Raw genomic sequence first — 13,337 nt, 5'->3', positions numbered from 1 at the left:
ACGAGACAAGGCTTAAAGCATGGACATGCACGCAGATGTGCTGATTGTCGGGGCCGGAATGGTCGGAAGCGCGCTGGCGCTGGCGTTGCAGGGCAGTGGCTTGCAGGTGCTGCTGCTCGACGGCAGCCCCTTAAGTGTCAAACCGTTCGAGCCAGATGCGGCGTTTGAACCGCGGGTGAGCGCGTTGTCGGCTGCCAGCCAGCGCATCCTCGAACGCCTGGGCGTGTGGGACGGCATCGTCGAGCGTCGCGCCAGCCCTTACGGCGAGATGCAGGTGTGGGATGGCAGCGGCACCGGGCAGATCCACTTCTCGGCGGCCAGCGTGCATGCCGAGGTGCTCGGGCATATCGTCGAAAACCGCGTAGTGCAGGATGCCTTGCTGGAGCGCCTGCACGACTGCGACCTCGGCCTGCTGGCCCATGCGCGCCTTGAGCAGATGCGCCGCTCCGGCGATGACTGGCTGCTGACCCTGGCTGACGGGCGCAAATTGCGTGCGCCGCTGGTGGTGGCCGCCGATGGCGCCAACTCCGCAGTACGCCGCCTGACCGGCACCCCGACCCGCGAGTGGGATTACCTGCATAACGCGATCGTCACCAGCGTGCGCAGCAGCCAGCCGCACCAGCGCACGGCCTGGCAACGCTTTACCGATACCGGCCCGCTGGCGTTCCTGCCGCTGGTACGGGATGGGCAGGAAGACTGGTGCTCGATTGTCTGGTCGACCACGCCGGCTGAATCCGAGCGCCTGATGGCTCTGGATGATGAACGCTTCTGCCGGGAACTCGAGCGTGCCTTCGAAGGGCGCCTGGGCACTGTGATCAGCGCCGACCCACGAGTTTGCGTGCCGTTGCGCCAGCGCCATGCCAAACGCTATGTGGCCGAGGGCCTGGCGTTGATCGGCGACGCGGCCCATGTGATCCACCCGTTGGCAGGGCAGGGCGTGAACCTGGGCTTCCTCGACGCGGCGGTGCTGGCCGAAGTATTGCTGGCGGCCACCGAGCGCGGCGAGCGCCTGGCGGACGTGAAGGTGCTGAGCCGTTACGAGCGGCGGCGCATGCCGCACAACCTGGCGTTGATGGCGGCGATGGAAGGCTTTGAACGCCTGTTCCAGGCTGATCAACTGCCGTTGCGCTGGTTGCGTAATACCGGCTTGAAAATCGTCGACCAGATGCCCGAAGCCAAGGCAGTGTTTGTGCGCCAGGCGCTAGGTTTGACTGGCGATCTACCAGAACTCGCTAAACCCTGAATTGAAATACAGTCCCCTTTGGGAGGGGGCTTGCCCCCGATGAGGCACTCAATCCTCGCGCATATTCGGGCTGTGCAACATCTGGTAACGCCTCCGCCGAGCGTTACCAAATGTGAGTCCTTATCATTTGCCCTCAATTTGCAAATGAGAGAGACCGCACCCATGTTGGCACCCAAGCGCCTCCTGACTGCCCTGGCACTCATCCTGATCGGCAGCACTACCGTGCAGGCGGCCGACGAAGTGGTGGTCTACTCCTCGCGTATCGACGAACTGATCAAGCCGGTTTTCGATGCCTACACCAAGAAGACCGGCGTGCAGGTCAAGTTCATCACCGACAAGGAAGCGCCACTGATGCAGCGCATCAAGGCCGAAGGCGAGAACGCTACTGCCGATCTGCTGCTCACCGTCGACGCCGGCAACCTCTGGCAGGCCGAGCAAATGGGCATCCTGCAACCGTTCACTTCCGCTGTGATCGACAAGAATATCCCGCTGCAATATCGCTCATCGGCCCACGCCTGGACCGGCTTGAGCTTGCGTGCACGCACGATCGCCTATTCCACCGACCGGGTAAAACCGGGCGAACTGACCACCTACGAAGCCCTGGCCGACAAGCAGTGGGAAGGCCGCCTGTGCCTGCGTACGGCGAAAAAGGTCTATAACCAGTCGCTGACCGCGACCTTGATCGAAACCCATGGCGCGGCCAGGACCGAAGAGATCGTCAAGGGCTGGGTCAACAACCTGTCCACCGACGTGTTCTCCGATGACATTGCCGTGCTGGAAGCCATAAACGCCGGGCAGTGCGACGTGGGTATCGTCAACACCTACTACTACGGTCGCCTGCACAAGCAGAAGCCGGACCTGGCAGTGAAACTGTTCTGGCCGAACCAGGGCGACCGTGGCGTGCATGTGAACCTTTCGGGCATCGGCCTGACCAGGCACGCGCCGCACCCGGAAGCGGCCAAGGCACTGGTGGAGTGGATGACTACGCCTGAGGCGCAGAAAATCTTTGCCGACGTGAACCAGGAGTTCCCCGCCAACCCGGCGGTGCCGCCATCGGCGGAAGTGGCGAGCTGGGGCAAGTTCGTGGCCGATACCTTGCCGGTGGAAGTGGCGGGCAAGCGTCAGGCCGAGGCCATTCGCCTGATGGATCGCGCCGGCTGGAACTGAATGTGTAAATTGCCACAGATCTAAATGTGGGAGGGGGCTTGCTCCCGATGGCGGAGTGTCAGTCTAATCATCAGTGACTGGCACTCCGCTATCGGGAGCAAGCCCCCTCCCACATTGTTTTGTGTTTGTCTTTGAATAGTCTGTTCATAGAGAGCTTTTCCTTGGCCCACCCCGCCCAACGCCGTTGGTACCTGCCGGTCTTTTCCGTCGCCGCCCTGGTGCTGCTGCCGCTGAGCGTGCTGCTGCTGTCCTGGCAAAGCATCGACCACCAGATCTGGTCCCATCTCTGGGATACTCAGATGCCTCGATTGCTGGGCAACACCTTGACCCTGGTACTCGGCGTCGGTCTTGGTGTGACACTGTTGGGTGTCAGCCTGGCCTGGTTGACCAGCCTCTGCGAATTCCCCGGGCGACGCTGGCTCGATTGGGCGCTGATGCTGCCCTTTGCGATCCCGGCTTATGTGCTGGCCTTTGTGTTCGTCGGCCTGCTGGATTTCGCAGGGCCCGTGCAGACTTTGCTGCGCGAATGGTTCGGTGCCGGGCTGCGTTTGCCGCGAGTGCGCTCCACCAGTGGCGTGATCATCGTGCTGGTGCTGGTGTTCTACCCTTACGTCTACCTGCTGGCGCGCACGGCGTTCCTGGCCCAGGGCAAGGGCTTGATGGAAGCGGCGCGGGTGCTGGGGCAGTCGCCCTGGCAAGCGTTCTGGCGCGTGGCCTTGCCGATGGCGCGCCCGGCGATTGGTGCTGGCGTGGCCTTGGCCTTGATGGAGACCCTGGCGGATTTCGGCGCCGTCTCGGTATTCAACTTCGACACCTTCACCACCGCCATCTACAAGACCTGGTATGGTTTTTTCAGCCTTTCCAGTGCCGCGCAGCTGGCCAGCCTGTTGCTGCTGGTGGTGATGCTGGTGCTGTATGGCGAACGGCGCGCGCGTGGGGCGAGCCGACCGAGCAATGAGCGACCACGAGGCAAGGCGTTGTACCACCTGCGCGGGCTCAAGGCGGCTGCGGCCAGCGCCTGGTGCGGCCTGGTCTTCGCCTGCGCATTTGTGATCCCGATGCTGCAACTGGTGGCCTGGTTCTGGCAGCGCGGGCGCTTCGACCTGGATGAGCGCTATACCGGCCTGATCGTCCACACCCTCTACCTGGGCGGTATCGCGGCGCTGATCACCGTCAGCGTGGCGTTGGTACTGGCCTTTGCCAACCGCCTGGCGCCGACCCGGGCGATTCGCTCCGGCATCAGCCTGGCCAATGTCGGCTATGCCTTGCCGGGCTCGGTGCTGGCGGTGTCGATCATGCTGGCGTTCAGCTATCTGGACCGTGAGCTGGTGGTGCCGCTGTCCGGCTGGCTGGGAGGTGCGGGCAAGCCCTTGCTGTTGGGCAGCCTGTCTGCACTGGTGTTGGCGTACCTGGTGCGATTCCTGGCCGTAGCCTACGGGCCGCTGGAAAACAGCCTGGCGCGAATCCGTCCGTCGCTGCCCGAAGCTGCACGCAGCCTTGGAGTGAGCGGCCCACGACTGTTTTGCAAAGTGTATCTGCCGTTGTTGTTGCCGGGCACCTTGAGCGCGGCGCTGCTGGTGTTCGTCGACGTGCTCAAGGAAATGCCTGCAACCCTGCTGATGCGCCCGTTCGGCTGGGACACCCTGGCGGTGCGGATCTTTGAAATGACCAGTGAAGGCGAATGGGCGCGGGCCTCTTTGCCGGCGCTGACCCTGGTGCTGGTCGGGTTGTTGCCGGTCATCGGGCTGATTCGCCGCTCTGCCCGACAAATCGGTTAGGTGCCAGTCCTACAGCTTGAGGCTACAATGCGCGGCATTCGGTGCGCTCCGTCTTTCGGGTCGACCTGCTGTATGTGCCTGTGGGCCTTGTAATTCAGGGTGTTCGGCGCAGGTGGCAGCTCTGCGCACCTTCGCCAAGCCCGGAAGGAGAAACCCATGGGACAGCGTACGCCTCTGTATGACCTGCATCTCGCCCTCGGCGCGAAAATGGTCGATTTTGGCGGTTGGGATATGCCTTTGCATTACGGCTCGCAAGTTGAAGAGCACCATCAGGTGCGACGCGACTGCGGGGTTTTCGATGTATCTCATATGACCGTAATCGATGTCAGCGGCCTTCAGGCCAAGGAATGGCTCCAGCACTTGCTGGCCAATGATGTCGATCGATTGCACGGCTGTGGCCGTGCGTTGTACAGCGCCATGCTCAACGAGCAGGGCGGGGTAGTGGACGACATGATCGTCTACCGCACCGAAAGCGGTTACCGACTGGTGGTCAACGCCGCCACCCGCGATCAGGACATGGCCTGGATGCAAGGGCAATTGGGCAGTTATCAAGCGCAACTGCATGAGCGGCCCGAGTTGGCCATGCTCGCCATCCAGGGGCCCCACGCCCGGCAGAAAATCGCTGAACTGGTGACCCAGTCCCGTGGCACCCTGATTCATCAGCTCAAGCCGTTCGAAGGCCAGGCCGACGGTGACTGGTTCATTGCCCGCACCGGCTATACCGGTGAAGATGGCCTGGAAATTGTCCTGCCCGCCGACCAGGCCCCGGGGTTTTTCAACGATCTGGTGGGTGCCGGCATTTCCCCTATCGGCCTCGGCGCCCGCGATACCTTGCGCCTGGAGGCCGGCATGAACCTGTACGGCCAGGACATTCATCAGGCTGTTTCGCCCCTGGCGGCCAACATGGCCTGGAGCATCGCCTGGGAGCCTGTTGGGCGCAACTTCATTGGCCGCGCCGCCCTGGAAGCAGAAAAAGCCGCCGGTGTGCAGTTCAAACTGGTGGGGCTGGTGCTCGAGGAGCGCGGGGTTTTACGGGCTCATCAGGTGGTTCGTATCGCCAATGTTGGCGAAGGAGAGATCACCAGTGGTAGTTTCTCGCCTACGCTAAGCAAATCCATTGCCCTGGCGCGTGTACCGACGGCGACTGCCGACCGGGCCGAAGTGGAAATCCGCGGCAAATGGTACCCGGTGCGAGTGGTCAAGCCGACCTTCGTGCGCCATGGCAAAACCTTGATCTAACTATTTTCCGGCAGGCCGAAGGCCGCTGACATTTCTTCTTGAGGACACAGACTATGAGCAATATCCCTGCCGACCTGCGTTTTGCCGAAAGTCACGAATGGGCCCGCCTGGAAGCCGACGGCACCGTGACCGTCGGGATCTCCGACCATGCACAGGAAGCCTTGGGTGATGTGGTGTTTGTTGAGCTGACTGAAGTGGGCAAGGTGTTTGCGGCTGAAGATCAGGCGGGTGTGGTTGAGTCGGTCAAGGCGGCTTCGGATATCTACTCGCCGATTGCCGGCGAAGTCATTGCTGTCAACGAAGACCTGAGTGGCAGCCCTGAGCTGCTGAACTCTGACCCTTACAACGCCTGGATCTTCAAGCTCAAGCCAAGCAACCCGGCCGAGCTGGACAAGCTGCTTGGCGCTGCCGGCTACGCAGCCGCTATCGGCGAGTAAAAGCAAGACCCATGTGGGAGGGGGCTTGCCCCCGATAGCAGTGTGCCAGTCAGCTCACTTGTAGCTGACACACCGCAATCGGGAGCAAGCCCCCTCCCACATTTAATAAGTGCTCAGCCGGCTTTCAACACTGCTTTAACCGCCGCCACAGCCCGCTCCACATCCGCCTCCGTCATCGCCGTAAACATCGGCAACGACACGATCAAACGCCCGACACGCTCTGCCACCGGGAACATGCCTTCCTTGAAACCCTGCGCCCGATACAGGCTCAGCAGGTGAATGGGCGGGTAGTGATAGCCAATGCCGACGCCCTGGGCCTGCATCTGCTCCATGAACGTCGCACGTGCCTGCAGGCCATCGTGACGCTCCGGCAGCACCAGTTGGAACAGGTGCCAGTTGCTGTTTTCGAAGTCCAGCGGCGGTAGTTGCGCGCCGTACTTTTCCTCAAAATCACTGCCAAAGCACTTGAAGTAATGGCGCGCCAGGTTCTGGCGGTGGGCGGTGATCTTCTCGATATGCGCAAACTGCCCCAGGCCAATGGCTGCGGCAATGTCGGTCATATTGAACTTGCCGCCCAACACATCCACATCCAAGCCGTCGAAACCGCTGCGGGTCACGCCCTGCAGGCGATACTTCTCTGCCAGGCGGGCCTCCTCGGCGTTGTTCAACACCAGGCAGCCACCCTCGGATGAGGTGATGTTCTTGTTCGCCTGAAAGCTGAACGACACGAAGTCGCCGGTTGCACCGATGCGTTCCCCGTCCCAGCTGGAGCCCAAGGCTTGCGCGGCGTCTTCGACGATACGCAGGTTGTACTTATTGGCCAGCGCGTAAAGCATCGGCATGTCCAGGGGCAAGCCCGCCAGGTAGACCGGGATGATCGCTTTGGTACGTGGTGTGATTGCCGCCTCAACCTGGGCCAGGTCAATGTTGCGGGTGATCGGGTCGATATCGGCGAACACTGGAGTAGCGCCGACTTCGAGGATGACGTTGGCAGTGGCCACCCAGGAAATCGGTGTCGTGATGACTTCATCCCCAGGGCCGATGCCGGCGATGCGCAAGGCGATCTCCATAGTGCAGGTGCCCGAGTTGAAGGTGCGCACCGGGCGCCCGCCAAAGTAATCCGACAATTGCGTTTCGAACGCCTGCACCTTCGGCCCGCTGGTGATCCAGCCAGAACGCAGGACATCGCCCACCGCCGAGATGGTGGCTTCATCAATGGTAGGTTTGGAAAACGGCAGGAAGGGCAGTTGGCTCATGTCGAAGAGGGCATCCGTTTCAGGTAGGCGACAGGTACTAATAGGCGAGTCAGTAACGCATGGTTGCACGGCGAGACTGAATATAGCCTGTCGCTCGTGAACGATTCGTCAGCGTGCAGGCAAAAAAATGCCGCTTGTAAAAGCGGCATTTTTTATCGGGCATGGTTACTCGGCTACGGCATTCTTCGCGAGGATGGCGTTGGCCAGCTCCATGTCAGTGGCCTTGAGGCCAGGGTTATCGGCGCGGACTTTCTGCATGGCCGCTTCCAGGTACGGGCCGCGAATGCCGCCGTCGCTGGCAACGAAGCTGCCTGCATCATCCTGGGCGGCAACGACCAGCTTGTGGTCCTTGAAGGTCAGGTAAGTCGAGCCGGTGGTGGCGCCCGACGAGATGACATTACGCCAGAAGCTATCGGCCATGGCTGAGCCGACAGGAAGGGAAAGCACAGCGAGGGTGGCGACAGCATATTTAAGACGCATGATGGGTGACTCCGGTGGGTTATCTGTACGTTTTGATTGTAGTTAAGCCGATCCAGTTCCATCACTGACTAAACAGTTTCAACCTTTAAAATCACCCCATCCTGGCCAACCACGCGTACTTGAGCGCCTGCTGGGGCATCGGCACCGGTGACCATCCACACGCCATCGCCGACTTTAATCTTGCCCCGGCCATCCACAATCGCCTGATGCACCATGAAGGTGCGCCCGATCAATTCGGAGCCACGCTCGTTCAACCCCGGTTGATCGCTGACCTTGGCGCTGCTGCGTTGGCGCTTCCACCAATACACGGCCGTCAGGATCGACAGCATGGCGAACAGCAGCAGTTGCCACTCCAGCCCGAGCGGCGGAACCAGGAACTTGATCACCCCCACAGCAGCCGCGGCGATACCCATCCACAGCAGGTAGCCTCCGGCACCGAACACCTCGAGAATCAACAGCACGGTGCCCAGCGCCAACCAATCCCAGAACGACAAATGCAGCAAAAAGTCCCACATGGTGTTGGCCTCAGCCTTTCTGGTTGCCGAAAGTCGCCTTGACGATTTCGCCGATACCGCCCACGGCGCCAATCACTTGGCTGGCTTCCAGCGGCATCAGGATGACCTTGCTGTTGTTGGCCGATGCCAGCTTGCCCAAGGCATCGATGTATTTTTGCGCGACGAAGTAGTTGACCGCCTGCACATTGCCCGATGCGATGGCTTCGGACACCACTTGTGTCGCCCGAGCTTCGGCTTCGGCCTGACGCTCACGCGCTTCGGACTCCAGGAACGCGGCCTGACGGCTACCTTCGGCTTCGAGGATCTGCGCCTGCTTCTTGCCTTCGGCGGTCAGGATTGCCGACGCACGCAGGCCCTCGGCTTCAAGGATCTGTGCACGCTTGATTCGCTCGGCTTTCATCTGGCCGGACATGGCGGCCATCAGGTCGGCGGGTGGGCTGATGTCCTTGATCTCGATACGGGTGATCTTGATGCCCCACGGCGCGGTGGCTTCATCCACAGTACGCAGCAGTTTTTCGTTGATACCGTCGCGCTGGCTCAGCATGGCATCCAGCTCCATGGAGCCAAGTACGGTACGGATATTGGTTTGCAGCAGGTTGCGGATGGCATGTTCGAGGTTGTTGACCTCGTAGGCGGCCTGGGCGGTGTTGACTACTTGGAAGAAGCACACGGCATCGATCTGCACGGTGGCGTTGTCGGCCGTGATGACTTCCTGGGGCGGGATATCCAGCACGCTCTCCATCACGTTGATCTTGCGACCGATGCGGTCCATGACCGGGATGATGATGTTCAGGCCGGGCTTGAGGGTGTTGGTGTAGCGACCGAAACGTTCGACGGTCCACTGGTAGCCTTGGGGCACCACTTTGAAACCCATGAACAGGATGGCGATGGCCAATCCCACGAAAAGAAGCAGTACGGTTCCGATCTGCATAACGATTCCCTATCTGAAGGTGTCAGTGAACGACATTAGGCCGATTGTAACGGTCTGGTCACGGATAAAGACGGTTTCACGGCCCAACAAACAAAGGATTTGTTTCTGAATCCCCAGGCGTGACCCGTAATACCTCCGTCATCGTGGTCAGGCCGGCCTTCACTTTATCGATGCCGGCCATGCGCAGGCTGCTCATGCCCTGCGCCAATGCCCCGCAGCGCAGTGCCTGTATGTCCGCGCCGGGAGTGACCAAACTCTTGAGCGCCGGGTCCATGAGCATGATTTCGTAGAGCCCGGCTCGGCCCCGATAACCGCTGTCACGACATTCCGCACAGCCAACCGCCTCGAAGCCGCCAACATCTTCCAGCGCTGCCGGGCGCTTGCAGTGGGTGCACAACACCCGCACCAGGCGCTGCGCCATAACGCCTATCAGCGTAGCCTTGATCAAATAATGAGCAACGCCCAGTTCCTGTAGTCGGCTGATGGCGCTGGGCGCGTCGTTGGTATGCAGGGTCGAGAGCACCAAATGTCCGGTCAACGCTGCCTGGATCGCCATCTCTGCGGTTTCCTGGTCGCGGATTTCGCCGATCATGATGATGTCCGGGTCCTGGCGCAGCAGGGCGCGGATGCCGCTGGCGAAGGTCAGGTCGATGTTGTGCTGCACCTGCATCTGGTTGAAGGCCGGCTCGACCATTTCAATCGGGTCCTCCACGGTGCACAGGTTGACTTCCCGGGTCGCCAGTTGCTTGAGGGTGGTGTAGAGGGTGCTGGTCTTGCCCGAGCCGGTCGGGCCCGTGACCAGGATGATGCCATTGGCTTGCCGGGTCATGGCGTGCCAGCGCTGCTGGTCAGCGTTCGACAAGCCCAACTGGTCGAAGTCCTTGAGCAATACCTGGGGGTCAAAAATCCGCATCACCAGCTTTTCGCCAAACGCCGTCGGCAGGGTCGACAGGCGCAGCTCCACCTCGACGCCCGCCGGGTTCCTGGTCTTGACGCGTCCATCCTGGGGCTTGCGTTTCTCGGCCACATTCATTCGCCCGAGGCTTTTCAAACGGCTGACCACCGCCTTGGTGACCTGGGGCGGAAATTGATAGACGTCGTGCAACAGCCCATCGATGCGAAAGCGCACCCGGCCCTGATCGCGGCAGGGCTCGATGTGGATATCGCTGGCCCGTTGGGCAAAGGCGTACTGCAACAGCCAGTCGACGATGTTGATGATATGTGCGTCATTGGCATCCGGCTCCTTGTCGCTGGCGCCGAGGCTAAGCAATTCGACGTTGCCAGGCGTCGCCATCTTTTGATCGGCGCCACTGACCGACTTGGCCAGGCGGTAAAACTCGTTGATACAGCGCTGGATATCCCGGGGGTTGGCAACTACGCGCTTGATCGAACGCTTGAGCACCTGGGCGAGCCCGGCTTCCCAGGCGCTGACATGGGGCTGTGCGCTGGCGACCGTGACGCTCTGAGCATCCACGGCCACTGCAAGAATGCCGTGGCGTTGGGCGAAGGCATGGGACATCAGGGGCACCACCGTTGCTACGTCGATCTGCAACGGGTCGATGCGCAGGTAAGGCTGGCCCACATGCCCAGCCAGCCATTGGGTCAGGCTCTCCAGGCAAGGGCCTTCGGCCGCGATGCGTTCCAGGGGATGCAGGCTGCAGGGCACTGCCGAAACGTTTTGCGCCGCCTGCGCTGTGATCAGCCCTTGATCGATCAATGCCGGCAATAATTGATGCAGTTCCAAGGGGTGATCGTGGGAGGCGACGGACATGCAGGTTTTTCCTGGGAGGCTTGGGATGTAAATCCAAGGCTAGCCAGCCTCTGGAATTCCTCCTCCCTGGGTGTTTTGCAGGCAATTACCCAGCACTTGCCGCCAGCGCTTGAGGCCGCTCGACATCAGCCGACCAAAGCTTGAGGTCGCATACGCTGATCAGGTTTCGAATCTTTTCACCGATCACTTGGGCGCGGTGCCAGCTCAGGCCGTCCATCACGATATCGATGTTCAGCAGGTCGGCTGCCCGGCTCACACTGACCTGGGCAGGGGTCAGGAACTGCAGCGCGAAATAGTTCAGCACCCGGCACAGCACGTCCGGTTCTGCTTCTGCGACGATGTGATAGTGCGCCTGGCAATGGGCGCTGTTGACGGCCCAGGCATCGACACGGGTGGCAGGGTGGTTGGTTTCAACGGCATGCATGCTGACTCTCCAGATTCGACTGGAGAAATTTTTACATTCGCCTCGGGAGAATTCTTATCTAAGATGAGCTTCTTTTGCGATTAATCAAATCGAACAATTCAAAATAAGCTTATTTGCAGGTATTTCAATGCACAGCGAGTTGGACGTCTATGACCGCCGCATCCTGGCCCTGCTGCAAGAGGATGCCTCGCTCTCCAGCGCTCAGATCGCCGAGCAGGTCGGCCTGTCGCAGTCTCCCTGTTGGCGGCGCATTCAGCGGCTCAAGGAAGAGGGGGTGATCCGCGGCCAGGTCACCTTGCTGGACCGCAAGAAAATCGGGCTTAACACGCAGATTTTCGCCGAGGTCAAACTCAATGCCCACGGCCGCTCCAACTTCACCGAGTTCACCGAGGCGATCCGTGGGTTTCCGGAGGTTCTGGAGTGTTATGTGCTGATGGGAGCGGTGGATTTTCTGCTGCGTATCGTCGCGTCGGACATCGAGGCGTACGAACGGTTTTTCTTTGACAAGTTGTCGATGGTGCCGGGGATCCAGGAGGTCAATTCGATTGTGGCTTTGTCGGAGATCAAGTCCACTACCAGCCTGCCAGTATTGCGCTGACAGGGAGGGGCCTTAATGTAGGAGCGAGCTTGCTCGCGAAAAACTCAAGAGCAACGTGGGTGCCAGGCTTTGCGCGTTATCGTTAACGATCTTCGCGAGCAAGCTCGCTCCTACAGGGTAGATAGCGTTACAGACGCAGGAGGGTCTTCCAGGCCCGATTCTGATACACCGCAATCGCCTGATGCATACGCGCATCCAGCGACTCATCGGTAATCGGCTGGTTAGCCAGGTGCGCGAGCTTGTTCAGCTCGCCGTACAAGCGGTCCAGTTCTGGAATGTCCACCACATGACGCGCATGGTGCAGCCAGGCCTGGATGCGTTCGATGCGCGGCAGTTGCTCGGCCAGGTCTTCCGGCTGTTGCTGGTAGCGTGGCAGTTGCAGGGCGACGGCGTCATCGGCCAGCAGGCGTGGCAGCCAGTTGGTGATTTGCGCAGCGCCCTGGCGGTTACCGCGCACGTTACGCTCGGCGGTCCAGGTGCGGGCCAGCAGCCAGCGCGAGGTGTTCAGTGAGAACAGGCCCCAGCGCACGTCGGTCAGTTCTTCGACGAACTGCTCCGGCGCGGCTTTGCGAATGTCTTCATCGTCATCACCGGCCTGAACCAGCGGGCGCCAGTCTTCCAGCAGTGCATCCAGGGCGCTGCGCAGCTCGCTGGTGGACTGACGCGGAGCGGCCTGGCCGAGGCTGCCGATCAGGGCGCGCAGTTCGCCGAGGTTTTCGACCCAGTCCTGCAGCAGGCGCCAGTGGCCGTTGAAACGGTATTGCTCGGCCAGGCGCTGGCTGCTGCCCAGCAGGTGCCACATGATTGCGGCGAAAGCATCGTCCAGCGGCATTTCGGCGTGGATCTGCGGCGCAGGCAGGCTCAGGGAGTAGCTGCTGGCATCGTACAGGCGATAGCCACGCTCGGCCTTGCTGATGTCACAGGGCATCAGCGCCAGGGTCGCGGCCAGTTCGGCGGCCAGTTCCAGCAGGGCAGCGGGTTCGCCTTCGCGCAGTTCCAGTTCCAGCTCGCAAATTTCTTCCTTCTGCTTGCCGACCACCACATGGCCCAGGTCCAGGGCGGCTTCGATCACCACCTTGGCCTTGCCGCGGCCCCAGGCGATTTCGGCGCGTTCGCGGACGAAGTCGGTGGTGAAGATCGGCTTGAGGGTCTTTTTGTCCAGCTCAGCGAGTTGCTCGGGCCAGCATTCGCCGTCGAGTTTCTTCACGTCGAGCTTGGCTTTGGGCAGGTCCCAGTTGTACTCGTTGCGTTCCGACAAGCCGGCGACGCTTTGGCCACGGGTCTTGAGGGTCTGGATGATGTCGTCACCGTCCTTGCGCAGGCGCAGGGCAACCTTGGCCTGGGCCAGGTCGCGCTCGGGGGTGTCGAAGTACTGGTTCATCAACTCACGGCGTTCCCAGCCACTTTTGTTGCGTTTTTTCAGTAGCGGGTGCTCACGCAGCGCGGCGAGGGTTTCGCGGCTGACGCGGAGCTTGATTTCGGTTTCTTTCTGCATGGC

General features: G+C 61.0%; 13 protein-coding genes. 6 read left to right on the top strand and 7 right to left on the bottom strand.

Annotation, left to right across the window (positions count from 1 at the left end):
* The first annotated feature begins 25 nt into the window (after window positions 1-25).
* The 5 genes from ASD70_RS17165 to gcvH all read left to right on the top strand — a co-directional run bounded on the left by ASD70_RS17165 (window position 26) and on the right by gcvH (window position 5,864).
* Window positions 26-1,243 (top strand): 2-octaprenyl-3-methyl-6-methoxy-1,4-benzoquinol hydroxylase, encoded by a 1,218-nt coding sequence (locus ASD70_RS17165; protein ID WP_177342323.1) that lies wholly within the window; start codon window positions 26-28, stop codon window positions 1,241-1,243.
* A gap of 162 nt (window positions 1,244-1,405) precedes the next feature.
* Window positions 1,406-2,410, top strand: coding sequence for an extracellular solute-binding protein (locus ASD70_RS17160; RefSeq protein WP_056847003.1), 1,005 nt, complete (start codon window positions 1,406-1,408; stop codon window positions 2,408-2,410).
* A gap of 161 nt (window positions 2,411-2,571) precedes the next feature.
* Window positions 2,572-4,188 (top strand): ABC transporter permease, encoded by a 1,617-nt coding sequence (locus ASD70_RS17155; protein ID WP_056847002.1) that lies wholly within the window; start codon window positions 2,572-2,574, stop codon window positions 4,186-4,188.
* A 156-nt stretch (window positions 4,189-4,344) separates the two neighbouring features.
* Window positions 4,345-5,427 (top strand): glycine cleavage system aminomethyltransferase GcvT, encoded by a 1,083-nt coding sequence (gene gcvT, locus ASD70_RS17150; protein WP_046070009.1) that lies wholly within the window; start codon window positions 4,345-4,347, stop codon window positions 5,425-5,427.
* Between the two features lie 53 nt (window positions 5,428-5,480).
* Window positions 5,481-5,864 (top strand): glycine cleavage system protein GcvH, encoded by a 384-nt coding sequence (gene gcvH / locus ASD70_RS17145; protein WP_056847001.1) that lies wholly within the window; start codon window positions 5,481-5,483, stop codon window positions 5,862-5,864.
* A gap of 113 nt (window positions 5,865-5,977) precedes the next feature.
* Here the strand turns inward: gcvH and ASD70_RS17140 are convergent, their stop codons facing one another.
* The 6 genes from ASD70_RS17140 to ASD70_RS17115 form a co-directional block, all read right to left on the bottom strand.
* Entirely contained in the window at window positions 5,978-7,120 is a 1,143-nt protein-coding gene (locus tag ASD70_RS17140; RefSeq protein WP_056847000.1) for a DegT/DnrJ/EryC1/StrS family aminotransferase, read from the bottom strand.
* 165 nt (window positions 7,121-7,285) lie between these two features.
* A complete protein-coding gene (locus ASD70_RS17135) occupies window positions 7,286-7,600 on the bottom strand; it encodes a DUF2388 domain-containing protein (RefSeq protein ID WP_034116324.1) in 315 nt (104 codons plus the stop codon).
* A 68-nt stretch (window positions 7,601-7,668) separates the two neighbouring features.
* Window positions 7,669-8,115 (bottom strand): NfeD family protein, encoded by a 447-nt coding sequence (locus ASD70_RS17130; RefSeq protein ID WP_046070006.1) that lies wholly within the window; start codon window positions 8,113-8,115, stop codon window positions 7,669-7,671.
* Window positions 8,116-8,125: 10 nt separating this feature from the next.
* Window positions 8,126-9,046 (bottom strand): SPFH domain-containing protein, encoded by a 921-nt coding sequence (locus ASD70_RS17125; protein WP_003195285.1) that lies wholly within the window; start codon window positions 9,044-9,046, stop codon window positions 8,126-8,128.
* Between the two features lie 76 nt (window positions 9,047-9,122).
* Window positions 9,123-10,817, bottom strand: coding sequence for a GspE/PulE family protein (locus ASD70_RS17120; RefSeq protein ID WP_056846999.1), 1,695 nt, complete (start codon window positions 10,815-10,817; stop codon window positions 9,123-9,125).
* An 85-nt stretch (window positions 10,818-10,902) separates the two neighbouring features.
* Window positions 10,903-11,241, bottom strand: a complete 339-nt coding sequence (locus tag ASD70_RS17115) for a hypothetical protein (RefSeq protein WP_046070004.1) — start codon at window positions 11,239-11,241, stop codon at window positions 10,903-10,905.
* A 127-nt stretch (window positions 11,242-11,368) separates the two neighbouring features.
* Here ASD70_RS17115 and ASD70_RS17110 point away from each other — a divergent pair, with 127 nt between their 5' ends.
* The gene (locus ASD70_RS17110; RefSeq protein ID WP_043046970.1) at window positions 11,369-11,839 is read left to right on the top strand and encodes an Lrp/AsnC family transcriptional regulator; all 471 of its coding nucleotides are present in this window, start codon (window positions 11,369-11,371) and stop codon (window positions 11,837-11,839) included.
* 127 nt (window positions 11,840-11,966) lie between these two features.
* Here the strand turns inward: ASD70_RS17110 and ASD70_RS17105 are convergent, their stop codons facing one another.
* The gene (locus ASD70_RS17105; RefSeq protein WP_043046971.1) at window positions 11,967-13,334 is read right to left on the bottom strand and encodes a CYTH domain-containing protein; all 1,368 of its coding nucleotides are present in this window, start codon (window positions 13,332-13,334) and stop codon (window positions 11,967-11,969) included.
* Window positions 13,335-13,337 lie beyond the last annotated feature (3 nt).

The sequence above is a fragment of the Pseudomonas sp. Root569 genome (assembly GCF_001427465.1).
In the GTDB taxonomy this organism is placed as follows: Bacteria; Pseudomonadota; Gammaproteobacteria; order Pseudomonadales; family Pseudomonadaceae; genus Aquipseudomonas; species Aquipseudomonas synxantha.
This window is presented reverse-complemented; position numbering and strand designations above follow the sequence as displayed.

What these genes read in the sequence shown, in the direction of transcription:
- ASD70_RS17160 (WP_056847003.1), top strand. Translation starts at nt 1,406, where the DNA reads ATGTTGGCACCCAAGCGCCTCCTGACTGCCCTGGCACTCATCCTGATC.
- ASD70_RS17125 (WP_003195285.1), bottom strand. Translation starts at nt 9,046, where the DNA reads ATGCAGATCGGAACCGTACTGCTTCTTTTCGTGGGATTGGCCATCGCC.
- gcvH (WP_056847001.1), top strand. Translation starts at nt 5,481, where the DNA reads ATGAGCAATATCCCTGCCGACCTGCGTTTTGCCGAAAGTCACGAATGG.
- ASD70_RS17135 (WP_034116324.1), bottom strand. Translation starts at nt 7,600, where the DNA reads ATGCGTCTTAAATATGCTGTCGCCACCCTCGCTGTGCTTTCCCTTCCT.
- ASD70_RS17130 (WP_046070006.1), bottom strand. Translation starts at nt 8,115, where the DNA reads ATGTGGGACTTTTTGCTGCATTTGTCGTTCTGGGATTGGTTGGCGCTG.
- ASD70_RS17165 (WP_177342323.1), top strand. Translation starts at nt 26, where the DNA reads ATGCACGCAGATGTGCTGATTGTCGGGGCCGGAATGGTCGGAAGCGCG.
- ASD70_RS17115 (WP_046070004.1), bottom strand. Translation starts at nt 11,241, where the DNA reads ATGCATGCCGTTGAAACCAACCACCCTGCCACCCGTGTCGATGCCTGG.
- ASD70_RS17110 (WP_043046970.1), top strand. Translation starts at nt 11,369, where the DNA reads ATGCACAGCGAGTTGGACGTCTATGACCGCCGCATCCTGGCCCTGCTG.
- gcvT (WP_046070009.1), top strand. Translation starts at nt 4,345, where the DNA reads ATGGGACAGCGTACGCCTCTGTATGACCTGCATCTCGCCCTCGGCGCG.
- ASD70_RS17140 (WP_056847000.1), bottom strand. Translation starts at nt 7,120, where the DNA reads ATGAGCCAACTGCCCTTCCTGCCGTTTTCCAAACCTACCATTGATGAA.
- ASD70_RS17105 (WP_043046971.1), bottom strand. Translation starts at nt 13,334, where the DNA reads ATGCAGAAAGAAACCGAAATCAAGCTCCGCGTCAGCCGCGAAACCCTC.
- ASD70_RS17120 (WP_056846999.1), bottom strand. Translation starts at nt 10,817, where the DNA reads ATGTCCGTCGCCTCCCACGATCACCCCTTGGAACTGCATCAATTATTG.